Source organism: Pengzhenrongella sicca (assembly GCF_017569225.1).
GTDB classification, from domain to species: domain Bacteria; phylum Actinomycetota; class Actinomycetes; order Actinomycetales; family Cellulomonadaceae; genus Pengzhenrongella; species Pengzhenrongella sicca.
In genome coordinates, this window is record NZ_CP071868.1 from 4,365,339 (window position 1) to 4,387,807 (window position 22,469).

Annotated in this window: 18 protein-coding genes; 12 read left to right on the forward strand and 6 right to left on the reverse strand. The window is 73.3% G+C overall.

All coding sequences use genetic code 11. The features are described 5' to 3' along the window. Positions 1-177: 177 nt before the first annotated feature. A complete protein-coding gene (locus J4E96_RS20000) occupies positions 178-2,547 on the reverse strand; it encodes a transglycosylase domain-containing protein (protein ID WP_227423771.1) in 2,370 nt (789 codons plus the stop codon). Between the two features lie 253 nt (positions 2,548-2,800). Between J4E96_RS20000 and J4E96_RS20005 the strand changes: the two genes are divergently transcribed. Beyond that, positions 2,801-3,445 carry a PadR family transcriptional regulator gene (locus J4E96_RS20005; protein ID WP_227423772.1) on the forward strand — a complete coding sequence of 215 codons (645 nt, stop codon included), beginning with the start codon at positions 2,801-2,803 and terminating at the stop codon, positions 3,443-3,445. Further along, complete coding sequence (locus tag J4E96_RS20010) at positions 3,442-4,521, forward strand: inositol-3-phosphate synthase (RefSeq protein WP_227423773.1); 1,080 nt, start codon at positions 3,442-3,444, stop codon at positions 4,519-4,521. The genes J4E96_RS20005 and J4E96_RS20010 overlap by 4 nt, the downstream gene beginning before the upstream one ends. 75 nt (positions 4,522-4,596) lie before the next feature. Here the strand turns inward: J4E96_RS20010 and moaC are convergent, their stop codons facing one another. After that, on the reverse strand, positions 4,597-5,079 hold the full coding sequence (gene moaC / locus J4E96_RS20015; protein WP_227423774.1) for a cyclic pyranopterin monophosphate synthase MoaC: 483 nt from the start codon (positions 5,077-5,079) through the stop codon (positions 4,597-4,599). A gap of 102 nt (positions 5,080-5,181) precedes the next feature. On the opposite strand from moaC, the gene J4E96_RS20020 reads away from it, so the two are divergent. Then, complete coding sequence (locus tag J4E96_RS20020) at positions 5,182-5,478, forward strand: DUF6457 domain-containing protein (protein ID WP_227423775.1); 297 nt, start codon at positions 5,182-5,184, stop codon at positions 5,476-5,478. 32 nt (positions 5,479-5,510) lie between these two features. Beyond that, positions 5,511-5,861 (forward strand): hypothetical protein, encoded by a 351-nt coding sequence (locus J4E96_RS20025; protein WP_227423776.1) that lies wholly within the window; start codon positions 5,511-5,513, stop codon positions 5,859-5,861. Between the two features lie 39 nt (positions 5,862-5,900). On the opposite strand, the gene J4E96_RS20030 is transcribed toward J4E96_RS20025, so the two are convergent. From J4E96_RS20030 to J4E96_RS20040, 3 genes are read right to left on the reverse strand one after another with little or no spacing between them, the layout of a single operon-like run. Then, entirely contained in the window at positions 5,901-6,845 is a 945-nt protein-coding gene (locus J4E96_RS20030; protein ID WP_227423777.1) for a dimethyl sulfoxide reductase anchor subunit family protein, read from the reverse strand. An 8-nt stretch (positions 6,846-6,853) separates the two neighbouring features. After that, the gene (locus tag J4E96_RS20035) at positions 6,854-7,480 is read right to left on the reverse strand and encodes a DMSO/selenate family reductase complex B subunit (RefSeq protein WP_227423778.1); all 627 of its coding nucleotides are present in this window, start codon (positions 7,478-7,480) and stop codon (positions 6,854-6,856) included. Further along, entirely contained in the window at positions 7,477-9,942 is a 2,466-nt protein-coding gene (locus J4E96_RS20040; RefSeq protein ID WP_227423779.1) for a DMSO/selenate family reductase complex A subunit, read from the reverse strand. Before J4E96_RS20040 ends, J4E96_RS20035 begins: the two co-directional genes overlap by 4 nt. Positions 9,943-10,170: 228 nt before the next feature. On the opposite strand from J4E96_RS20040, the gene J4E96_RS20045 reads away from it, so the two are divergent. Then, a complete protein-coding gene (locus J4E96_RS20045) occupies positions 10,171-11,466 on the forward strand; it encodes an MFS transporter (protein ID WP_227423780.1) in 1,296 nt (431 codons plus the stop codon). 8 nt (positions 11,467-11,474) lie between these two features. On the opposite strand, the gene J4E96_RS20050 is transcribed toward J4E96_RS20045, so the two are convergent. After that, positions 11,475-13,016, reverse strand: coding sequence for a CCA tRNA nucleotidyltransferase (locus J4E96_RS20050; protein WP_406620137.1), 1,542 nt, complete (start codon positions 13,014-13,016; stop codon positions 11,475-11,477). A 60-nt stretch (positions 13,017-13,076) separates the two neighbouring features. Here J4E96_RS20050 and J4E96_RS20055 point away from each other — a divergent pair, with 60 nt between their 5' ends. From J4E96_RS20055 to J4E96_RS20085, 7 genes are all read left to right on the forward strand, one after another. Continuing rightward, positions 13,077-13,625 (forward strand): NUDIX hydrolase, encoded by a 549-nt coding sequence (locus J4E96_RS20055; protein WP_227423781.1) that lies wholly within the window; start codon positions 13,077-13,079, stop codon positions 13,623-13,625. Then, a complete protein-coding gene (locus tag J4E96_RS20060) occupies positions 13,622-15,829 on the forward strand; it encodes a DUF6049 family protein (RefSeq protein WP_227423782.1) in 2,208 nt (735 codons plus the stop codon). Before J4E96_RS20055 ends, J4E96_RS20060 begins: the two co-directional genes overlap by 4 nt. Beyond that, positions 15,826-17,514, forward strand: coding sequence for a murein biosynthesis integral membrane protein MurJ (gene murJ, locus J4E96_RS20065; protein ID WP_227423783.1), 1,689 nt, complete (start codon positions 15,826-15,828; stop codon positions 17,512-17,514). Before J4E96_RS20060 ends, murJ begins: the two co-directional genes overlap by 4 nt. Before the next feature lie 36 nt (positions 17,515-17,550). Next, the gene (locus J4E96_RS20070) at positions 17,551-19,605 is read left to right on the forward strand and encodes a protein kinase family protein (RefSeq protein WP_227423784.1); all 2,055 of its coding nucleotides are present in this window, start codon (positions 17,551-17,553) and stop codon (positions 19,603-19,605) included. Between the two features lie 192 nt (positions 19,606-19,797). After that, a complete protein-coding gene (trxB, locus tag J4E96_RS20075) occupies positions 19,798-20,739 on the forward strand; it encodes a thioredoxin-disulfide reductase (RefSeq protein WP_227425846.1) in 942 nt (313 codons plus the stop codon). Continuing rightward, entirely contained in the window at positions 20,736-21,071 is a 336-nt protein-coding gene (gene trxA, locus J4E96_RS20080) for a thioredoxin (RefSeq protein WP_227423785.1), read from the forward strand. Before trxB ends, trxA begins: the two co-directional genes overlap by 4 nt. Before the next feature lie 58 nt (positions 21,072-21,129). Further along, positions 21,130-22,458, forward strand: coding sequence for an aminotransferase-like domain-containing protein (locus J4E96_RS20085; RefSeq protein ID WP_227423786.1), 1,329 nt, complete (start codon positions 21,130-21,132; stop codon positions 22,456-22,458). Positions 22,459-22,469: the final 11 nt, after the last annotated feature.

A 22,469-nucleotide genomic window follows, 5' to 3' on the forward strand; every position in this document is an offset into this window, starting at 1 on the left:
CCTGTGGACTTTGCGGTCACGGTCTCTCCGTGACAGGAGGGCTGTTGCGTCGCCGTACCCGGGTCGCATCGATCTGCGACGACACCCGATGGGCACGGCAACCAGCCACGATAGCGGGTCGCCGCTCCGCCACGAAATCCGGCCGACGACCTGTGGACGACGCCGTCGGCCGGGTCGCTATTGGACCGCGACGTCGGGCGGATCGATCGGCGCGGGATCCGCCGGCACCGGGTCCGCCGGAGCGGGTCCGGACGAGACGACGAGCGAGACGGTCGACCCGGCCGCGACCTCGCTGCCCGGCGCGGGGCTCGAGCTCAGGACCGTGCCCGCGGGCACGGTCGCGTCGGCTTGCTGGCTCGAGCTCGGGGTCAGGCCGGCGTCCAGGATCGCGGCCTCCGCGTCGGCCTGCTTCATCCCGGCGAGGCCGCTGGGGATAGCGACCGTCGTGGGCGCCGGCGGCGCCTCGACGGCTGGCTCCTCGGTGGGCGTCGGCGCGATGGTCGGCGTCGAGGACGGCACGGCGCGGTTCACGTTCGTGCGCGCCGGGAACTCGACGACCGTCGCGTACTTCGGCAGCCCGAGCACCGGCTCCATGTACGACGCCCAGAGCGCCGCCGGCCACGTGCCACCCGTGATCTCGTCGACGTTCCGGCCGAACGGCGTGATCGCGTCCTCCCCCGCGCCGTCGGCGGTCGGCTGGTAGAACGCCACCGCCGTCGCGAGCTGCGGCGTGAAGCCGACGAACCACGCGGAGTGGTTGTCGGACGAGGTGCCGGTCTTGCCCGCGATGGGCCGGTCGAGCGGCTTGATCCAGGTCTTGCCGGACCCCACCTGGACCACCTGCGTCATCGCGTACGTCGTGTCGGCCATCACGTCGGCCTGGAACACCTGCTCGCGCGTGCCGGCGCCGCGGTACGCGACCGCGCCGTCCTTGAGGTAGGTCGCCTCGCGCACGATGAACGGCGTGCTGTGGAAGCCCTGCGCGGCGAACGTCGCGTAGGCGCTCGCCATGTCGAGCACGCGCACGTTGTCCGTGCCGAGCACGTTCGCGGGGTTGTCGCCGATCTCGGTCGTCAGGCCGGCCCGCCTGGCGGCGTCCGCGGTCTTCGCCGGCCCGACCTCGAGGTTGAGCTGCGCGTACACGGTGTTCACCGACTGGGCCGTCGCCTTGACCAGGTCCATCTGCCCGTAGCTCGTGCCACCGAAGTTCCGGACCGCGTCGCCGCCCCAGCCGTCGAGCGTCATCGGGCTCTTGCCGCTGTAGGTCTTACTCAGGCTCACGCCGTTCTCCAGCGCCGCGACCAGCGCGAACGGCTTGAAGGTCGATCCCGCCTGCGCGCGGTCCTGGGTGACGGCGTTGCGGGACTGGGTGATGTAGTCCGGCCCCCCGTAGAGCGCGACGATCGCGCCGTCGGCCGGGTCGATCGAGGTCAGGCCCACCTTCGTCAGGGGGTCGGGCGCGACGCCGGCGAGGGTCCCGTCGCGCAGCCCGGCGACGGCAGCCTCGGCGACCTGCTGCACCGGCTGCTCGATCGTCGTGACGATGTTCAGGCCGACCGTGTCGATCATCGCGTCGTCGAACGACGCTCGGTCGATGAGCTCGTCGCGCACCATCTTGAGCAGGTAGCCCTGCGGCCCGGCGTACGTCTCGGACGCGACGACCTCGACCGTGGGCGGGAACACCTGCGCGGCGCGATCAGCGGCCGTGAGCCAGCCGCCCGCGACCATGTTGTCGAGCACCCGCTCCCAGCGCTGCTGCGCCTTCTCCGGATTCACCGCGGGGTCCCAGTTCGACGGCGAGGGGATGATCCCGGCGAGCAGGGCACCCTGCGCGACCGTCAGGTCCTTGGCGTCGACGGCGAAGTACGCCTGCGCGGCCGCCTGGATCCCGTACGTCCCGCGGCCGAAGTAGATGGTGTTGAGGTAGTTGCCGAGCACCTCGTTCTTGTCCTGGCTCTGCGTGACCTTGACGGCGAGCAGCGCCTCGCGGAACTTGCCCACGTAGTCGGTCGTGGTCTGGTCGCTGTAGTACCGCTCGACGTACTGCTGCGTGATGGTCGATCCGCCCTGGGTCGCCCCGCCGCGCACGTTGTTGACGAACGCGCGGACGATCCCGACGGGGTCGACGCCGGCGTTGTCGTAGAACGACTGGTCCTCGGACGCGACGACGGCGTGGCCGACGTGCTCCGGGAGGGTCGAGGCGTCGACGATCTGGCGCTTCTGCTCCGCGAAGGTGCCCATGACGGCCCCGGGGCTGCCGTCGTCGTTGTTCGCGTATCGGACGGTCGTCGTCTGTGCCTGGGCGAAGTCGCTCGGCTTGGGCACCGTCGTCGTCGCGTAGGCGGCGACCACGAGGCCGAGCACGAGGAACCCGAGCGTGAGGAACGAGCCGAGCACGAGCCGCCAGGACGGCAGCCAGCGCCGGACCCCTCGGAGCCCGGCGCGCGGGTAGTCGATGAGGCGGCGCTGCGCAGCATCCTTGCGGGGGGCCGGTCCTGAACGGCGGCCCGCCCCTGTCGACCGACCCCGCTGATTCGCGACTGCCACGTCCTGCCTTCCCGCCGTCCACCGGACCGGGGCGACGCCATGCATGGCTACGCCCGCTCGTTTCGCCCTCAGTATGCGTGAGCGCGCTGGGCGAACCGACGACGGCGGCGCTCTGGCGGGATCCTTCACACGATCGGCACGGGGTTCGCGCGCGGCAGATGGTTGCCTCGGGCACGAACAGGCCCTACTCTCTCGATATATCCATTCGATACATCGAGTGACCGGAACACGACCAGCGTAGAGGAGGGCGACGATGCGCGGACGATCAGACGTGCTGGAGCCGGCCATCCTCGGGCTGCTCGATCAGGCCCCGCTGCACGGGTACGAGCTGCGCAAGCGGCTCAACCTCGTGCTCGGATCGTTCCGGGCCTTCTCCTACGGCTCGCTCTACCCGTGCCTGAAGCTGCTCGTCGCTCGAGGTTGGATCGCCGGGACGGCCTCGACGGACGCCCCGCCGCACGCACTGTCGGGCAAGCGAGCACGGATCGTGTACGAGCTCACCGCCGACGGCAAGGAGCAGTTCCAGCAGATCCTGGCCTCCTCCGGCCCGGCGACCTGGGAAGACGAGAACTTCGACGTCCGGTTCGCGTTCTTCTCGCGGACCGACGCCGAGACCCGGCTGCGCATCCTGGAGGGTCGGCGCAGCCGGCTCACCGAACGGCTGGAGACCGTGCGCAAATCCTTCAACCGAACCCGTGAGCGCATGGACGAGTACACCCTCGAACTGCAGCGCCACGGGCTCGAGAGCGTGGAGCGCGAGGTCCGCTGGCTCGACGACCTCATCGACAACGAGCGCGGCACTCGTCGCGTGAGACCTACCGGCGCTGGTCATCCGACCGACGCCGATCCCGCCGACGACGCCTCGCGTCTCGGCACCGAACCGAAGGAGCGAGGATGACTGACATCCGCGTCGCCATCATTGGCGTAGGTAACTGCGCGTCGTCGTTGATCCAGGGCGTGCAGTTCTACGCCGACGCCGACCCCGCGGACAAGGTCCCCGGGCTCATGCACGTCACGTTCGGGGACTACCACGTCTCCGACCTGAAGTTCGTCGCCGCGTTCGACGTCGACGCGAAGAAGGTTGGCTTCGACCTCTCCGAGGCGATCGTCGCGAGCGAGAACAACACGATCAAGTTCGCCGACGTCCCGCCGCTCGGCGTGACCGTCCAGCGCGGCCACACCCACGACGGGCTCGGCACGTACTACCGCGAGACGATCGAAGAGTCCGACGCCGAGCCGGTCGACATCGTCGCCGCGCTCATCGAGGCCCGCGTCGACGTCCTCGTGTGCTACCTGCCCGTTGGCTCCGAAGACGCCGCGAAGTACTACGCGCAGTGCGCGATCGACGCCAAGGTCGCGTTCGTCAACGCGCTCCCCGTGTTCATCGCGTCCGACCCGGTCTGGGCCGCGAAGTTCGAGGCCGCCGGTGTCGCCATCGTCGGTGACGACATCAAGTCGCAGGTCGGGGCGACCATCACGCACCGCGTCCTCGCGCGCCTGTTCGAGGACCGCGGCGTCGTGCTGGACCGCACGTACCAGCTGAACGTCGGCGGAAACATGGACTTCAAGAACATGCTCGAGCGCAACCGGCTCGAGTCGAAGAAGATCTCCAAGACGCAGTCCGTCACGTCGAACCTCGACCACGAGCTGGGTGCGCGCAACGTGCACATCGGCCCGTCGGACTACATCCCGTGGCTCGACGACCGCAAGATGGCGTTCGTGCGCCTCGAGGGTCGCGCGTTCGGCGAGGTCCCGCTCAGCCTCGAGTACAAGCTCGAGGTGTGGGACTCGCCCAACTCGGCCGGCATCATCATCGACGCGGTCCGCGCGGCGAAGATCGCCAAGGACCGCGGCGTCGGTGGCCCGATCATCTCCGCCTCGACGTACTTCATGAAGTCGCCGCCGGTGCAGATGGAAGACATCAAGGGCCGGGCGCAGCTCGAGTCCTTCATCGCCGGCGACGTCGAGCGCTGACGCGCCGCTCGCGGTGAACGGCTGAGGTCCCCGGCGCTCGTCGCCGGGGACCTCGGTCGTTGCGGGCCGGGCCGGCTACCGCCGCCAGGTGCCGCTGCGCCCGCCCGTCTTCTCCTCGACCCGCACGTCGGTGATGACGGCGGCCCGATCGACCGCCTTGACCATGTCGATCATCGTCAGGCCCGCGACGGCGACGCAGGTCAGCGCCTCCATCTCGACGCCGGTGCGGTCCGCCGTGCGGACCGTCGCCACGATCGAGACGCCGAGGTCGGTCACCTCGAGGTCGACCGTCACCCCGTGGATCGCGATGGGGTGGCACAGCGGCACCAGGTCGGGTGTGCGCTTGGCCGCCTGGATCCCGGCGATGCGCGCCACGGCGAGCGCGTCCCCCTTCGGGACCCCCTCGCCGCGCAGGAGCGCGATGACGGCGGGGGTCGTGGTGACGAAGCCGCTCGCGGTCGCGCTGCGCACCGTGACGGCCTTGGCGCTCACGTCGACCATGCGGGCCGCCCCCCGCTGGTCCACGTGGGTAAAGCGCGTCCGCTCGCTATCAGTCATCGGGCCATTCTCGCCGACGCCGACCCCCGGTCGCGTTGTGCCATCCTTCGAGTCAGGCCTGCCGGGACGAACGCGCTCCGGGGCACGACGACGAGGACAGCGATGAGCGGCGACGAGACCGAGAAGATGGCCACGATGGACCGGTGGCTCGACGAGGTGTGCCGGGAGCTCGACGTCGACCGATCCGTCCTCGACGCAGGCACGGTGAGCATGCTGCGGCTGATCAAGGACGTCGCGCACGGTCCCTCGCGCCCCGGAGCGCCGATGACGGCGTTCCTCGTCGGCCTGGCCGCCGGGTCGGCGGTGGGCGCGCAGGCCCAGGCCGCCGCGGTGGCCGACGGCATCGCCGGCGTGGACCGGGCGCTCACGCGCTGGGACGCCCCGGCCCCGAACCCCTGAGCCCCGCAGGCCTGGACAGGAAACGGCGGACGATGACGAACGCGACCGATGCGCGGGCGGCGCTGCTCGCCGAGGCAGTCGCCGCGGCCGCGGATGCGTGGCTGCGGGACCCGCAGGACGCGCGGGTCTACGGCCGGCTCGTGGCGGCGACGCTGGCCTGGCGCGACGCGAGCGCGGCGTCGGCATCGGCATCGGCATCGGCGAGGCTCGGGGCGGGGCCGTCGCCTGAGTCGGGCGAGCCAGGCCGGGCCGACGACGGCGCGACCGGGGCGGACCCGGCCGTGACCCTGCCGCCGCGCGTCGGCGAGGCACTCGGCGACCTCGTCGCCGCCCTGCACCGGCGCCAGGTTCCGCAGGAACCGCCGAGCCCCACCCAGCCCTGACCTACCTTCGCCGACCCACCCCTTCGGCGGCGGGTGTTCTTACATGCCGATGCGGGTCATGGAGTCGTAGAACAGGGAGCGGCCGATGAGTTCGCTGGCGAGGACGAGGACGAATGCGGTGGCGGTGAGGATCGCGAGGGTGCGGGGGTTGGTGCGGGTGGTGGCGTAGCGCAGCACGAACGCGGCGAGCAGCCCGGCGCCGGCGAAGACCAGGGTGAGGCGGGCGATGAACCAGGCGCCGGTGAACACGGTGGCGGACTCGGCGGCGACGCCGCCGGTGGCGGTCAGGGTCGTGATCGACAGGGGGATGATGAGGAACTCGACCCCGAGCAGGACGACCGCGGCGATGCCCAGGCCGCGCAGGCAGGACGCGAGCAGGTCGGTGGTGGGGACGGTGGCGCCGGCGCTGGCCGCGTCGTGGGCGTCGGCGGTGGTGCGGTGGCGGGTGCGCCACATCACGGTCCCGGTCAGGGCGGCGCCGACGGCGAGGGTGCCGAGCAGGAACGTGGTGGTGAAGAACTGCACGGGGGTGGCCCAGGTGTGCCAGGCCGGGACGGTGACCAGGGTGTAGTAGATCATCGACATCGACGCGACCAGGGCGATCCCGACCAGGGCGGTGACCGCGGCCAGGACCCGGCGCCAGGTGGGGGTGGCCCACTTGAACCACTGCGCGGCGGCGAACACGAACCCGAGGCCGGCGAACGCGATCCCGCACACGATCTCCGCGCTCAACCACGACGTGCCCAGGTGGCGGACCACGTTCAAGGTGTTCGTCACGTCGTTCATGTGCAGCATCGACGCGGCCAGGCCCGCCACGAGCGCGGGCCCGATCGCGTACAGGGCGGGGTCGGTGACCTTGTCCACGGCGGCGGCCCCGAACCGGCGCGCGGCGACGACCTGCACGACGCCGAGCACGACGAACGCGCCCACGGACATCTGGGCCAGCACGGTGAAGATGATCATCGGGAGTTCTTCGGTGTTCACGGGTGGACTCAGAGCTCCTCGGGGTTGGCGATCGCACCGGTGCCGGTGCCGGTCGGTTGCGCGTCGCGGTGGGGGGTGATGACCAGGCGCGGGCGGGTGATCGCGGGGTCGGGCAGCGGCTCGACGCCGGCCAGGTCACCCAGGTCCGCGCGCAGCTCGTCGATCGGGCCCCAGCCCAGCGCCCGCGAGGGGCACGCGGCCACGCACGCGGGGTCCTGGCCGTCAGCGCGGTAGTCCGCGCACAGGTCGCACTTGGTCATGTGCCCGGACGCGGGGTCGAACTGCGGGGCGGAGTACGGGCACGCCCACTCGCAGTACCGGCACCCCACGCACTTGTCCGCGTCCACGCTCACGACCCCGTCCGGGCCCTGCGTCATCGCCGTGGTCGGGCACACCCGCACACAGATCGGGTCCTCGCAGTGGTTGCACGAGATCGACGTGTAGTACGAGAACACGTTCGGGGTGAACGTGTCCCCAGCCTGCTGCCACGACCCACCCGAGTACTCCACCACCCGCCGCCACGAGATCCCGACCGGCAGATCATTCTTGTCCTTGCACGCCACCGAGCACGCCTTACACCCCGTGCACAACGACTGATCAAACGAAAACCCGAGCTTCACATCCACCGGACTCACTTGGACACCTTCTCAACCTGCGCGAGCGTCGTGTGCTGGGCATTGCCCTTGGCGATGGGCGACGGGTGCCAGCTCGTCAGGGTGTTCATCGAGCCGCCCTTGTCGAGGCCGGTGGAGTCCGGCGCGTACCAGGCGCCCTGCGGCACCGACATCACCCCGGGCGCGATCCTCGTCGTGACGTGGGCCGGCGCCTGGATCCGGCCGCGGTCGTTGAACACCTCGACCAGGTCGTCGTTCTCGATCCCGCGCGCCTTCGCATCCAGGGAGTTGATCCACACCCGCTGCGGGTGCGCCTCCTGCATCCAGTCGACGTTGCCGTACGTCGAGTGCGTGCGCTGCTTGTAGTGGTGCCCGATCACCTGCAACGGGTGCTTGGTGTCGGCGCGCGCCGCCTCGGCGCCCTCCCAGGTCGCGACGTACTCGGGCAGGGCCGTGATCTTGTCGCCCTCGGGCAGCTCCCAGGTCTTGGCCATCTCCCACAGCAGCTGGGAGAAGATCTCGATCTTCCCCGACGGCGTCTCGAGCGGGTTGGCGACCGGGTCCGCCCGGAAGTCCTCGAGCGCGACGTTCCCGCTGTCGGTGGGGCTCGCGGTCTTCCACACGCCCATCTCGCGCAGCTCGTCGAAGCCCGGCAGGCCGGGGACGTCGGGCTGGGACTCCTCGACCGTCTGGCGGACCCAGTCCTCCTGGGTCTTGCCCTCGGTGAACTGCTCCTTGACCCCGAGCCGGTCGGCGATCTCGGTGCACATCTCGTAGACCGTCTTGCAGTCGTAGAGCGGCTCGATGACCTGGTCGGCGACGATGGTGTAGCCCATCTTGCCGGCGCTGCCCTGCTGGATGATGTCCAGCTGCTCGGCGTTCGACACGTCCGGCAGCAGGATGTCCGCGTACCGCGCGGACACCGTCATCTGGTTGTCGATCACGACGATCATCTCGCACAGCGAGTCGTCGGCGAGGAGCTTGGCCGTCCGGTTGATGTCGCCGTGCTGGTTGGTCAGCGCGTTGCCCGCGTACTGCCAGACCATCTTGATCGGGACGTCGAGCTTGTCCTTGCCCCGCACGCCGTCGGCGAGCGCCGTCATCTCGGCGCCGCGCTCGATGGCGTCGGTCCACGTGAAGAACGAGATCGAGGTCTCGATGGGGTTCTCACTGACGAACGGGTTCGCCATGGCGAGCCCGTAGGAGCTCTCGCGCTCCCCCGTGCCACCCCCGGGCACGCCGACGCTGCCCGTCAGGGCGGCGAGCGTGAAGATCGCGCGGGCCTGGTTCTCGCCGTTGGCGTGCCGCTGCGGCCCCCACCCCTGCGTGACGTGCACGGGGCGTGCGGCGCCGATCTCGCGCCCGAGCCGCGTGATCGTCGCGGCGGGGACGCCGGTGATCCCGGCGGCCCACTCGGGCGTCTTCGCGACGCCGTCGGGCCCGTCGCCGGTGAGGTAGCTCCGGTAGGAGCTGCCGGCCGGGACCCCGGCGGGCAGGTGCTCCTCGTCGAAGCCGACGGCGTAGGTGTCCAGGAACGCCTGGTCGTGCAGGCCCTCGCGCACCATGACGAACGCGAGGCCGGCCACGAGCGCGGCGTCGGTGCCCGGCCGGAGCGCGACCCACTCGTCGGCGAGCCCGAGCGCGGTGTCGGAGTAGCGCGGGTCGATGACGAGCGTGCGGACGTTGTGCAGCTTCTTCGTCTGCTGGGTCACGAACGTCTCGCCGCCGCCGCTCATGCGGGTCTCGAGCGGGTTGTTGCCGAACATGATCTGCAGCTGGGCGTTCTTCGCGTCGTCGAAGCTGTTCGAGCCGATCCACCCGCCGTACTGGTACGTCGCGGCGCCGGCGATCTGGGCCGAGCTGTAGTCGCCGTAGTGGTTGAGGTACCCGCCGACGCAGTTCATCAGGCGCGCGATCGGGGTGTCGCTCGGCGGCCAGCTGCGGGTGATCGTCCCGCCGAGGGTGCCGGTGCCGTAGTTGAGGTAGATGGACTCGTTGCCGTAGTCCTTGATCAGCCGGGTCACGGTGCCCGCGATCTCGTCGAACGCCTGCTCCCAGCTGATCTGCTCGAACTCGCCCGAGCCGCGCTTGCCGACCCGCTTCATCGGGGACTTCAGGCGGTCCGGGTTGTAGATGCGGTGCCGGATCGACCGGCCGCGCACGCAGGCCCGGATCTGCTGCGTGCCGATCTCGTCATCGCCCGTGTTGTCGGGCAGGATGCGCACGATCCGCCCGTCCTTGACCTGCATGCGCAGCGGGCAGCGCGAGCCGCAGTTCACGTTGCAGGAGGACCAGACCGTGCGGTCGGCGCCCGCGCCGCTCGTCGCCTGCGCCGCGTTCGCGGCCCCGACGCCGGGCAGGACGCCGAAGTGCGCGCCGCTCGTGACGAGCGCCGCGGCGCCGCCCGCGACGCCCGACCACGCCAGGAAAGAGCGGCGAGGAACGCCGCCGGTCGACTGGGCCTGTGTCGATGGAGCGGTCATCGGGCGTCCTCTCGGGTACAACGGGGTCAAACACACTCCTGCCATGGTCGCGGCGGGCTGCCAGGGCCCCTGGGCCGATGGTCCCGGCCGGCACCGCAAGGGTGTGACGTGCGCCCGGCCGCCCCCGCCGCCGTCGGACGAGTCACCTGAAACGCGACAATCCGTGGGGGCGGTAAGGCATGCCTGGCCTTCGTTCGGGGCGGGCCGGGCGGCGGCTACGCTGGCGCGATGCAGGTGATCGAGGACCTCAAGCGGCTCCTGCGGCTCCCCGACTTCCGCCGGCTCTTCGCGGTCCGCCTGACGAGCCAGACCGGCGACGGGATGTTCCAGGTCGGTCTCGCGACCCTGTTCTTCTTCTCGCCGGAGAACGCGAGCACCGCCGCGGGGGTCGCCGCCGCGTTCGCGGTGCTGCTGCTGCCGTTCACGCTGGTCGGCCCCTGGGCGGGCGTGCTCCTGGACCGGTGGCGCCGGCGCCAGGTGCTGTTCCTGGGCAACCTCGTGCGCTGCGGGCTGACCCTCACGATCGCCCTGCTGCTGCTGACCGGCGGCGTCGGGCCCGCGGTGTACGTGCTCGCGCTCGTCACCCTGTCGATCAACCGCTTCCTGCTCTCGGCCCTGTCCGCCTCGCTGCCGCGCGTCGTCGACGGGCCGCTGCTGCTCACCGCCAACTCGCTCACCCCCACCCTCGGGGCGACCGCGGCCGGCGTCGGCGGCGCGATCGGCTTCGCCTTCGGCCTCCTGCTCGAGCCGGGTCGCGGCAAGGACGCCGCCGTCCTGGCCGTCGCGGGGCTGGTGTTCGCGGCGGCGTCGGCGCTGGCGACCCGGATGCCCCCCGACCTGCTCGGCCCCGACCGGCGCGCCGACGGTGCCGCCCTGTGGCGCTCGGTGCGGACGCTCGCCCACGGGCTGGCCGACGGCGCACGGCACCTGCGCGGCCGCGGGACGCCCGCGCGCGCCCTCGCGGTGATGGCCACCCACCGCTTCCTCTACGGTGTCGTGTTCATCGCGAGCATCCTGATCAGCCGGAACCTGCTCGAGGACCCGGCCGACGCCGCCGCGGGCCTGCGCACGTTCGGGGCGGTGCTCGCGGCCTCCGCGATCGGATTCGCCCTTGCCGCCGTGCTCACCCCGGTACTCAGCCCGCGCACCGGCCCGCACGCCTGGATCGTCGGGTGCCTCGCCCTCGCTGCGGGGAGCCAGGTCCTGCTCGCCCTGACGATCTCCCGGTGGGCCTTCCTCGCCGGCGCGCTCGCCCTCGGCCTCGCGGCCCAGGGCGCCAAGATCGCGGTCGACACCATCGTCCAGCGGGACACCGACGACGCGTTTCGGGGGCGCGCTTTTGCCCTGTACGACGTGCTCTACAACGCGGCGTTCGTCGGCGCGGCGGCGCTCGCGGCGCTCGTGCTGCCCGACACGGGCTACTCGCGCGCCGTCTTCGCCCTGCTCGCCCTCGCCTACCTCGCGACCGCGGCCGTGTACGGTCACCGGTCCCGGGCGACGACGGCGTCGCTCGCGACCGCCTGACCCGCCCGCTACTGCGGCGGCGCGCCCTCGTGCGGCCGTGCGTCCCACCACTCGACGAGCGCCGCACGCGCCGCCTCCTCGGGCAGCGGCCCGCGCTCCATCCGCAGCTCGAGCAGGAAGGCGTAGGCCGCGCCGACCACCGGGCCCGGCCCGATGCCCAGGATCGACATGATCTGCGCGCCGTCCAGGTCCGGCCTGATCGCCGCGAGCTCCTCGTGCTCGCGCAGCACCGCGATGCGCACCTCGAGGTCGTCGTAGGCGGCCGACAGGCGCGCGGCCTTGCGCCGGTTGCGCGTCGTGGAGTCCGAGCGCGTGAGCCGGTGCAGGCGCTCGAGCAACGGGCCGGCGTCGGTGACGTACCGCCGCACGGCCGAGTCCGTCCACGACCGGTCGCCGTACCCGTGGAACCGCAGGTGCAGCTCGGTCAGCCGGGCGACGGCCCGGACCGTGTCCTTGTCGAAGCGGAGCGCCCGGAGCCGGCGCGCGACCAGCTTGGCCCCGACCATCTCGTGGTGGTGAAAGCTGACGCCCCCCTCGTCCTCGAACCTGCGCGTCGCGGGCTTGCCCACGTCGTGCAGCAGCGCGGCGAGCCGCAGGACGAGGTCTGGCCCGGGCACGGCGCCGGTCGGCCCCGTCTCCAGCGCGATCGCCTGCTCGAGCACCTGGAGCGAGTGCTGGTAGACGTCCTTGTGGCGGTGGTGCTCGTCGATCTCGAGGCGCAGCGCCGGCAGCTCGGGGAGCACGTGGTCGGCGAGGCCGGTGTCGACGAGCACCTCGAGGCCGCGCCGCGGGCGGGTCGACATGAGCAGCTTGACGAGCTCGTCCCGCACGCGCTCGGCGGACACGATCGTGATGCGCTCGTGCATGTCCTCGATCGCGGCGCGTGCGGCGTCGTCGAGCGTGAAGCCGAGCTGCGCGACGAACCGCGCCCCGCGCATCATCCGCAGCGGGTCGTCGTCGAAGGACTGCCGCGCCGCGACGGGGGTCCGCAGCGTCCCCCGCGCGAGGTCGGCGAGGCCGTCGAACGGGTCCACGAACGTCAGCTCCGGCAGCCGGACCGCCATGGAGTTCACGGTGAAGTCGCGGCGGGACAGGTCGCCCTCGAGCGTGTCGCCGAACACGACCTCGGGCTTGCGCGACGACGCGTCGTACGCGTCCGTCCGGTAGGTCGTCACCTCGACGATGGTGTGCTCGCCGCCGCGCTGGCGCGCCGCGCCGATCGTCCCGAACGCCCGGCCGATGTCCCAGTGGGTGTCGCCCCAGGTCGCCAGGAGCGCCTGGGTCTGGTCGGGGGTGGCCGAGGTCGTGAAGTCCAGATCCGCGCTGGTCCGCCCGAGGAACGCGTCCCGGACCGGGCCGCCCACGAGCGCGAGCTCGTGGCCGGCGGCGCGGAACGCCTCGCCGAGCTCGAGCGCCGCGGGCGCCAGGGAGGTCAGGACCTCGAGCGCTCGCCGGCGCAGGGCGTCGAGCGCGGCCGCCTCGGCGGGCTCGGCGGCGGCGGCTCCCGGCGCCGGCTCGACGGGCTCGGCGGGGTTCTCGATCGTGGGCACGACATCCAAGCCTGCCAGATGTCGGCGCGGGCCAGTGCGGCCGGTCGTTAGAGTTGCCGCATGTCCAGCGTCGCGCCGACCCCACGCACGCCCGGCGTGCCGGCGCCACCCGGCGGTCATGCCCTGCGCATCGACCCCTCGGCGGCCCGCGCCGTCGCGCCGAGCCTTCCCGTTGTCGACGAGACCTCGGCCGGCGGGCTCGTCGTTCGCGTCGTGGCGAACGTGCACTTCGCGGCCGTCATCGCGCGCCGCAACCGCGCCGGCCGGCTCGAGTGGTGCCTGCCGAAGGGTCACCTCGAGGGCGCGGAGACGCCCGAGGAGGCCGCGGTCCGCGAGATCGCCGAGGAGACCGGGATCAACGGGCAGGTCGTGCGCCGCCTCGGCGTCGTCGACTACTGGTTCACCGGCGACGACCGCCGCGTCCACAAGGTCGTGCACCACTTCCTGCTCGACGCGCTCGGGGGCACCCTGAGCGTCGAGGGCGACCCCGACGGCGAGGCCGAGGTGGCCGAGTGGGTCGCCCTGACCGAGCTGCCCCAGCGCCTGGCCTACCCGAACGAGCGCCGGCTCGCCGAGGCGGCGCGCCTCGTGCTCGTCAGCGGGGCATGACCGCCGCTCCCCGGCGCGCCGCGCGGCCCCGCCGCCTCGGACCCCTGCGCGTCCTCGTCACGACCCTCCTCGCGGCGGGACTCCTGCTGTCCGGCGCCGCGCTGCACCCCCTCGCCGCCGACGCGGCGCCCGAGCCCGCCCCGGTGGCCGCCGCCGCGGATCCGGCCGCGGCCGCCACGCCGTCGCCGGCGCCGTCCACCACGGACGACGACGCGGCCGACGCGCTGCCCGTGCAGGTGGCCATCACGCAGGTCTCCCCGCAGGTGCTCCGGCCCGGCGACGACCTCGTGGTGCGCGCGACCATCCGCAACACGAGCGACGGCGAGATCGCCGACCCGCGGGTCGCGGTGCGGATCAGCCGGTTCCTGCTGTCGACGCGCAGCGAGCTGAGCGCGTGGTCGGACGCCGAGCCGACCGACCCCGCGGGCACGCCGGTCCAGCAACTGACGCTCGAGGGCACGCTCGCCGCGGGCGCCGAGACGGAGGTCGAGCTGACCGTGCCCGCGGCCGCCCTGCGCCTGTCGTCGGCGCAGACGTCGTGGGGGCCGCGCGGCATCTCGGTCGAGGTGACCGACGCCGGCAGCCGGCGCGGCCTCGAGCGCACGTTCGCCCTGTGGTACCCCGCCGACGAGGTCACCACGACGCGCCTCAGCGTCGCGCTGCCGTTCACCGGCGACGCCGTCGACCCGGACTCGTCGACCGACGCGACGCCGGCCTCCCCGGCCGCCGTCGCGCGGGTGGACGACATGCTCGACGTGACGGAGGCCTTCCCGCAGGCGGGCTGGGTCGTCGACCCCGCCCTGCTGGCGGGCCTGGCCACCCAGGCGGCGACCACCGACGCCGCCGACAGCACCGACAGCGCCGACAGCACCTCGAGCCCGAACGCCGGGGCGGTGTTCCGCGCGAACCGCCTCACCGGCACGGCCGCGGGGCGCGACGTCTTCGCGCTCGGCTGGCTCGACCCCGACCTCGGCGCGCTCGCGCACGCCGCCTCCCCCACGCTCGCGCAGACCGCTGCCGGCCTGTCGAACGCCGCCGCGCTTCCTCTGCTCGGAACCCCGCCGCGCACCGACCTCGCCTGGCCGGCCAACCCGATCCCCGACCAGGCGACGGTCGACCTCGCCGCCGCCACGGGCGCCCGCGCCGTCGTCGTCGCCGACGGCCTCGCGGCGGTCGACCTGACCTACACCCCGACCGGCCGCGCGACCGTCGCGACCCCGACCGGGGGCGTGGCCGCGCTGATCACGGACCCGGCCCTGACGGCCATGCTGACCGATCCCGCGGAGTCCACCCCCGCGACCGCGGCGCAGCGGATGCTCTCCGAGACGGCGGTCGTCGCGCACGAACGCCCGAGCGACCCCCGACACCTGTTCCTCGCGCCCGCACGGGGCTGGGAACCCGACGTCGCGACCGCGTCCGCGCAGCTCGCCGCGCTCGCCGCGGCGCCGTGGATCACGCCCACGCCGGTGTCGACGCTGATCGGCACGGCGGATCCGGGCGTCGAGCGCGCCGCCCTGCCGGCGGCGGCGCCCGCCCAGCCGGAGCTGCCCGCCGGGTCGGTCCGCAGCCTCACGTCGGCCCGCGACACGCTCGGCGTGTTCTCGGCGATCGTCGCCGATCCCGCCGCGCTGACCGCCGACGCGGATGAGCGGGTGCTCGCCCCCGCCTCCGTCGCCTGGCGGGCCGACGCAGCCGGGCGCGCCGGCGTCGTCCGGTCCGTGGTCGCCGACCTCACGGGCGTGACCGGTTCCGTCTCCGTCGTGCCGGGCAGCTCGCTCAACGTCATCTCCCAGTCCGGCACGCTGCCGATCGGCCTTCGCAACGACCTCGACCAGGACGTGACGGTGCAGGTGTCGCTCGCCGCCGAGAACCGGCTGCTCGTCGCCGACGCCGCCGAGACGATGCTCGTCCCGGCCAACTCCGAGGTGCAGGCTCGGGTCCCGTTCCAGGCCGTCGGCAGCGGGGACGCGCGCGTGGCGGTCACGCTGCTCGCGCCCGACGGCACCGCGATCTCCGCGCCCGAACGGTTCACCGTCCGGATCCGCGCCGACTGGGAGAACATCGGTACGGGCGTGGTCGCGGGCGTGCTCGCGCTGGCCTTCGTGTTCGGCATCGTCCGCACCATCCGACGCGGCCAGACGACCCGGCGTGGCGCGAGCCAGGCCGAGATCGCCCGGATCGCCGACCCGAGGGAGTTCCCGTGAGCGTGCCGCCGGCCGACGACGACGCGCCCGTCGCCGGCGTTCCCGTGACCGCGGCGTCCGCGCGCACCAACCTGGGCCGGCACACGTCGCTCATGGCCTCGGGGACCGCGGCCTCGCGCGTCCTCGGCTTCGTCCGCGGCGCGCTGCTCGTGTACGCGATCAGCGCCTCCGGCCAGGCGGCCAACGCGTTCGCGGTCGGCAACAAGCTGCCGAACATCCTGTACCTGCTCATCGCGGGCGGCGTGCTCAACGCGGTGCTCGTCCCGCAGGTCGTGCGGGCCTACCAGCGCGCGGACGGCGACGAGTACGTCAACCGGCTGCTGACGCTCGGCGGGGTGCTGCTCGCGGCGCTCGCGGCGGCGCTGACGCTCGGCGCACCGCTGCTCGTGGCCGTCTACACCGACATGAAACCCGAGCAGACGGCTCTCGCGGTGCTGTTCGCCTACTGGTGCCTGCCCCAGGTCTTCTTCTACGGCCTGTACACGCTCGTCGGCCAGGTGCTCAACGCGAAGGGCAGCTTCGGCCCGCTCATGTGGGCGCCGGTGGTCAACAACCTCGTCGCGATGGCCGGCATCGGCGTGTTCATCGCGGTGAACGGGCTGTCCCGGGACAACCCGGCGCTGACCCACGACCCGACCTCCTGGACCGGCGCTCAGGTCGCGCTGCTCGCCGGCACCACGACCCTCGGCGTCATCGCGCAGGCACTCGTCCTGCTCATCCCGCTGCGGCGCAGCGGCTTCCAGTACCGCCCTCGCTGGGGCGTGCGTGGCGTGGGGCTCGGGCAGGCGGGCCGGGTCGCGTCCTGGACCTTCGTCGGCCTCGTCGTCGGGCAGCTGGGCATCATCGTCGTGACGAGGGTCGCGAGCGCGGTCGCCGCGGCGGTCGAGCCGGGCGCGGCGGCCGCCGGGCCTGCCATCTACGACCTGGCGTTTCTCGTCTTCATGCTGCCGCACTCGCTCGTGACCGTCTCGCTGCTCACCGCGCTCTTCACCGGGCTGTCCGCGCGCGCCGCCGCGGGCGACGTGCCCGCCGTGCGCGCTGACCTGTCGTTCGGGTTGCGCACGGTCGGGCTGTTCACCATCATCGCGGCGGCGGTGCTGATGGTGCTGGCCGTGCCCTTCGTGCGGGTGCTCTCCCCCGGCCTGACGACGGCGGAGGCCTCGGCCCTGGCGACCGTCATCGTGGTGATGCTCGCCGGGCTGCCCGCCTTCGGCGCCTGGTCGATGGCGCAGCGGGTGTTCTACGCCTACGCCGACGCGCGGTCGATGGTGCCCATCCAGGTCGCGATGGCGGCGGTCGTCGCGGGTGGCGCGCTGGCCGCGCAGGCCGTCGCGGAGCCGCGCCTGTGGGTCGCCGGCGCGGGCCTCGCGATGAGCGTCTCGTACGCGATCGGGGCGGTCGTGGCGCTCGTCGTGCTGCGCCGCCGGCTGCGCGGCGTCGACGCCAGCCGCGTGCTGCGGCTGTACGTGCGCGCCGGCCTCGCCGCCGCGATCGCGGCGGCGGCCGGCTGGGCCGTCGTGCACGCGGTCGGCCCGTCGGACGGCATCGTGCGCTCGCTCGTGCTCTGCGTCGGCGTCGGCGCCGGCATGACCGCAGCGTACGGCGGCCTGCTCACGCTCATGCGCGTGCGCGAGCTCGACGACCTGGTGCGCCCGATGCTCCGCCGGCTGCACCGCTCCGCGTAGCATGGCCGCACGCATGTGACGAGCGAAGGGGGCCAGGTGGACGGCACGGTCGGACGCGGAACGCTCTTAGCTGGCCGCTACCGGATGTTCCAGCCGATCGCCTCCGACCTCGCCGGCGCGACGGCCTGGGCGGGGAACGACCAGATCCTCGACCGTCCGGTCCGGATCGCGATCCTCTCCGACGGGCACGTGGCCCAGGCGCTCGACTCCGCGCGCCGGGCCGCGCTGGTCACGGACCCCCGCCTCGTGCGCGTCCTCGACGTCGGCGAGCACCAGGGCATCTCGTACCTCGTGACCGAGCCCGTCACCGGGCCGTCGCTCGCGCAGCTCGTCGCGCGCGGCCCGATGCCCGCCGACCAGGCGCGGGCGATCATCGGCGAGGCCGCGAGCGCGCTCGAGACCGCCCGCCGGCGCGGCGTCCACCACCTCGCCCTGCGCCCGTCGGTGCTCCACCTTGGCTCGGACAACCGCGTCCTGCTCACGGGTCTCGCGGTCGACGGCGCCCTGCTCGGCAAGGGGCTCGGCGACGCCCGCTCGACGACCCGGGCCGACACGGTCGCGCTCGTCGCGCTGCTCTACGCGGCGCTGACGGGCCGCTGGCCCGGGGCCCGCTACGAGGTGCCGAGCGCCGACGCCCCCGTGGTGCCCGAGCTGCCCGCCGCCCCCGTCGTCGGCGGCGTCGCGGTCGCCCCGACCGAGCTGGTCGCGGGGATCCCCAACGATCTCGACACCCTCTGCGCCGTCACGCTCGGCTCGCACGACGACGGCCCGCACAGCCCGGCCGAGCTCGTGCTCGAGCTCGAGCCCTGGGGGAACATCCAGGCCGCCAGCCTGCTCGCCGCGACCACCCGCCCACGCACCGCGCCGACGGCGGCGACCCCCGCCGCCCGGCTGGCCACCGCCCGGCCGCTGTCCGGCGATCCCGCCGGCACCCACCCTTCGGAGAGCACCGTCACCACCGACCGCACCACCTCGCCCGAGCCCCAGGACCAGCCCCCGATCGGGGCCGACGCCGCCCCCCCGGCGGTGCGGCGCACGTCGGTCCGCTCGATCTTCGCCGGCCAGGCCCCGGTGACCGCCGCCCGGCCCGGGACGCCGCCGCCGGCCTCCCCCGCCCGCACCTCGACGTTTGGCTCGGCCGAGGCGCCGCCCACCGCGCCGACGACGCCGCCCGCGGCCCCGGCGGCACCCGCCGACGCGACCCGCGTCCTGCGCCCGGCAACCGGCGCGGCCTCGCTGCCGACGCCGCCGACACCCGCCGCCGGGCCGGCCCCCACGAGCGCCGCGCCGCGGCGGACCTCGGTTCGCCCCGCGGCGGCGCCCGCTGCGGCGCCCGCTGCCGCTCGGACCGCGACCCCCGCACCGCGCACCCCGACCCCGACGCCCGCGCCCGCGCACCATCCGCGCGGTTTCGACGAGCTCGTGGCGGCGCGCGAGACCATCGTCACGAAGCGGTTCGACCCGACCAAGCTCGTGCTCGCCATCGTCGTCGTCGCGGTAGTCCTGGGGCTCATCTTCGCCTTCCGCGCGCTCACCAGCCCGACGTCGACCCCAGAGCCGGGCCGCGACGTCGCGTCCGCCGCCGCAACCGCACCGGAGAGCGCGCCCGCCCAGGCTCCCGCCGCGGAAGAGCCGGCCGCGCCCGACGCGGCCGCGGCCGCCCCCGCGATCGCCTCCGCCCAGATGATCGACCCCCCGCCGGGCGGGGACGACAACGAGCACCCCGAGGCCGCCCCGCTGGCGATCGACGGCGACCCGACCACGGCGTGGTTCACCCGCACGTACAAGTCGGCCGACTTCGCCGGGCTCAAGCCGGGCGTCGGGTTCGGGATCAACCTCGCCGCACCCGCGACCGTCACCACCGTGACCCTGCAGGTGAACGGCACCGGCGGCATGGTCGAGGTCCGGGCGACCGACCCCGCCAACCCGACCGCCGGGGACGTCCTCGCCCAGGGTCCGCTCAGCGCCAGCACCGTGCTGACGCTCTCGGCCCCGACCGAGACCCAGAACCTCGTCCTGTGGTTCACCGCCCTGCCGCAGACGGCGGACGGCAGCAACCGCATCGAGCTCGCCGACGTCGCGGTGTCCTGAAACCTGACGCCGACCCCGGCCACGACGCCTGCGCCGGAACAGAACTCCGCCGTGTTTCGTTCTTCCCACGGCGGTCCCCGGGCCGCACTCCGCACCAACGAAGGATCTGACGTGAGCGAGCAGACAGACGTCCGCATCGAGCCGACCGGCCCCGCCGTCGGCCCCGACCCGAGCGACGCCGGCGGGCAGCGCCTGCGGGACGTCATCATCGTGGGTTCTGGACCCGCCGGCTACACGGCCGCGCTGTACGCGGCCCGGGCCGGCAGTGCGCCCCTCATGCTCGCGGGGTCGGTGACCGCGGGCGGCGCGCTCATGAACACGACCGAGGTGGAGAACTTCCCCGGCTTCCCCGAGGGCATCCTCGGCCCGGAGCTCATGGAGGCCATGCAGAAGCAGGCCGAGAAGTTCGGCGCCGAGGTCCTGTGGGACGACGCGACGGAGCTCGACCTGCGCGGGCCGATCAAGACGGTGCGCACCGGCAACGGCGACACGTTCACCGCGCGCACCGTGATCCTCGCGACGGGCTCGGCCTACCGCGAGCTCGGTCTCGCCGACGAGAAGCGCCTGTCCGGGCGCGGCGTCTCGTGGTGCGCGACGTGCGACGGGTTCTTCTTCCGCAACCAGGAGATCCTCGTCGTCGGCGGCGGCGACTCCGCGGTCGAGGAGGCGACGTTCCTGACCCGCTTCGCCGCGAAGGTCACCATGGTGCACCGCCGGGGTGAGCTCCGGGCGTCGAAGATCATGGCCGACCGGGCCTACAACGACCCCAAGATCGACTTCGCCTGGCACAGCGAGGTGGCCGCGATCCACGGAGAGGGCAAGGTCTCCGGGGTCACGCTGCGCGACACGCGTACCGGCGCTGAGCGGGAGGTGGCCGCGGGCGGTGTGTTCGTCGCGATCGGGCACCTGCCCCGCACCGAGCTGCTCGTGGGCCAGGTCGACCTCGACGAGAACGGCTACATCACCGTCGCCGGGCGCACCACCGAGACCAGCCTGCCCGGCGTCTTCGCGTGCGGCGACGCCGTCGACCACACCTACCGGCAGGCGATCACCGCGGCCGGCTCCGGCTGCGCCGCGGCCCTCGACGCCCAGCACTACCTCGCCGAGCTCCCGGCGCTGGAGGCGGCCCGATGAGCGCCGCGGTGCACGCGACCGACGCGACCTTCCGCGCGGAGGTCTTCGAGTCCGACAGCCCGCTCGTGATCGTCGACTTCTGGGCGCCCTGGTGCGGCCCGTGCCGCCAGGTCGCCCCGATCCTCGACGAGCTCGCCGTGCAGTACGCGGGCAAGGTCAAGATCGTCAAGGTCAACACCGACGAGAACCCCCGCGTCGCGGCCGACTACGGGATCGCGTCGATCCCGACGATGTACTTCGTCACCGACGGCGACATCGCCTCGACCGTCGTCGGGGCCCGGCCGAAGCCCGAGCTCGCCGCCACGATCGACAGGCTGCTCGCGGCCCGCTGACCGGCGCGGATCCACGCCGGTGCCCGGAACCGGGCGGCCTGCGTGGGAGACTCGAGGCATGACTCCCGAGACCCCCGCGGTGGGCGCGACGCCGCCCACCGCCCAGGGCACGCGTCTCGACCCCTGGCTCGACGCGTACGCCGACCGGGCGCACAGCATGCGCGCCTCCGAGATCCGCGCGCTGTTCGCCGTCGCCAACAGGCCCGAAGTCGTCTCGCTGGCCGGCGGGATGCCGTACCTCGAAGGGCTCCCGCTCGGCGTTCTGGGCGAGCTCTCGCAGCGCCTGGTCGCCACGCGCGGCACGACGGCGCTCCAGTACGGCTCCGCGCAGGGCGACGAGACGCTGCGCGAACAGATCCTCGACGTGATGCACCTCGAGGGCATCGACGCCCACCCCGACGACGTCGTCGTCACCACCGGCTCGCAGCAGGCGCTCGACCTGGTCACGCGCATCTTCGTCAACCCGGGCGACGTCGTCGTCGCGGAGGCGCCCACCTACGTCGGGGCGCTGGGCGTGTTCCGCGCGGCCCAGGCGGACGTCGTGCACGTCCCGCTCGACGCCGACGGCCTGATCCCGGCCGCACTCGAAGAGACGCTCACGGCGCTGGCCCGCGCGGGCCGGCGCGTCAAGCTGCTGTACACGGTGCCGAACTTCCACAACCCGGCGGGCGTCACGCTCTCGGCCTCGCGCCGGCCCCAGATCCTCGAGATCGCCCACCGCTTCGGGGTCCTCGTGCTCGAGGACAACCCGTACGGCCTGCTGGGGTTCGAGGGCGACCCGATCCCCGCGCTGCGCTCGCTCGACGCCGACGGCGTCGTGTACCTCGGCTCGTTCTCGAAGACGTTCGCGCCCGGGTATCGCGTCGGCTGGGCCGTCGCGCCGCACGCGGTGCGCGAGAAGCTGGTGCTGGCCAGCGAGTCGGCGATCCTGTGCCCTTCGAGCGCGTCCCAGCTCGCGATCTCCGCGTACCTGTCCACGTGTGACTGGCGCGGCCAGATCAAGACATTCCGCGAGCTGTACCGCGAGCGGCGCGACGCGATGGTCGGCGCGCTCGCCGAGCACCTTCCCTCGGCCACGTGGACCGTGCCGGACGGCGGCTTCTACACCTGGGTCAAGCTCCCGGCCGGGCTCGACGCCAAGGCGATGCTCCCTCGCGCAGTGACCGCGCGGGTGGCCTACGTGCCCGGCACGGCGTTCTACGCCGACGGCCAGGGCGGGGACCACATGCGCCTGTCCTACTGCTTTCCCACCCCCGACCGCATCCGCGAGGGCGTGCGCCGCCTGGCGGGCGTCGTCGCCGGCGAGAGCGAGCTCGTGTCCCTGTTCGGCGTCTCGGACCCGCACGGGCCCCTGGGCGTCCAGCAGCCCGGCCCCGACCTAGCCTGAGCCGGCTCAGG

What these genes read in the sequence shown, in the direction of transcription:
- J4E96_RS20020 (WP_227423775.1), top strand. Translation starts at nt 5,182, where the DNA reads ATGAGCGGCGACGAGACCGAGAAGATGGCCACGATGGACCGGTGGCTC.
- J4E96_RS20005 (WP_227423772.1), top strand. Translation starts at nt 2,801, where the DNA reads ATGCGCGGACGATCAGACGTGCTGGAGCCGGCCATCCTCGGGCTGCTC.
- J4E96_RS20085 (WP_227423786.1), top strand. Translation starts at nt 21,130, where the DNA reads ATGACTCCCGAGACCCCCGCGGTGGGCGCGACGCCGCCCACCGCCCAG.
- J4E96_RS20060 (WP_227423782.1), top strand. Translation starts at nt 13,622, where the DNA reads ATGACCGCCGCTCCCCGGCGCGCCGCGCGGCCCCGCCGCCTCGGACCC.
- moaC (WP_227423774.1), bottom strand. Translation starts at nt 5,079, where the DNA reads ATGACTGATAGCGAGCGGACGCGCTTTACCCACGTGGACCAGCGGGGG.
- trxA (WP_227423785.1), top strand. Translation starts at nt 20,736, where the DNA reads ATGAGCGCCGCGGTGCACGCGACCGACGCGACCTTCCGCGCGGAGGTC.
- J4E96_RS20045 (WP_227423780.1), top strand. Translation starts at nt 10,171, where the DNA reads ATGCAGGTGATCGAGGACCTCAAGCGGCTCCTGCGGCTCCCCGACTTC.
- J4E96_RS20025 (WP_227423776.1), top strand. Translation starts at nt 5,511, where the DNA reads ATGACGAACGCGACCGATGCGCGGGCGGCGCTGCTCGCCGAGGCAGTC.
- J4E96_RS20010 (WP_227423773.1), top strand. Translation starts at nt 3,442, where the DNA reads ATGACTGACATCCGCGTCGCCATCATTGGCGTAGGTAACTGCGCGTCG.
- J4E96_RS20040 (WP_227423779.1), bottom strand. Translation starts at nt 9,942, where the DNA reads ATGACCGCTCCATCGACACAGGCCCAGTCGACCGGCGGCGTTCCTCGC.
- J4E96_RS20055 (WP_227423781.1), top strand. Translation starts at nt 13,077, where the DNA reads ATGTCCAGCGTCGCGCCGACCCCACGCACGCCCGGCGTGCCGGCGCCA.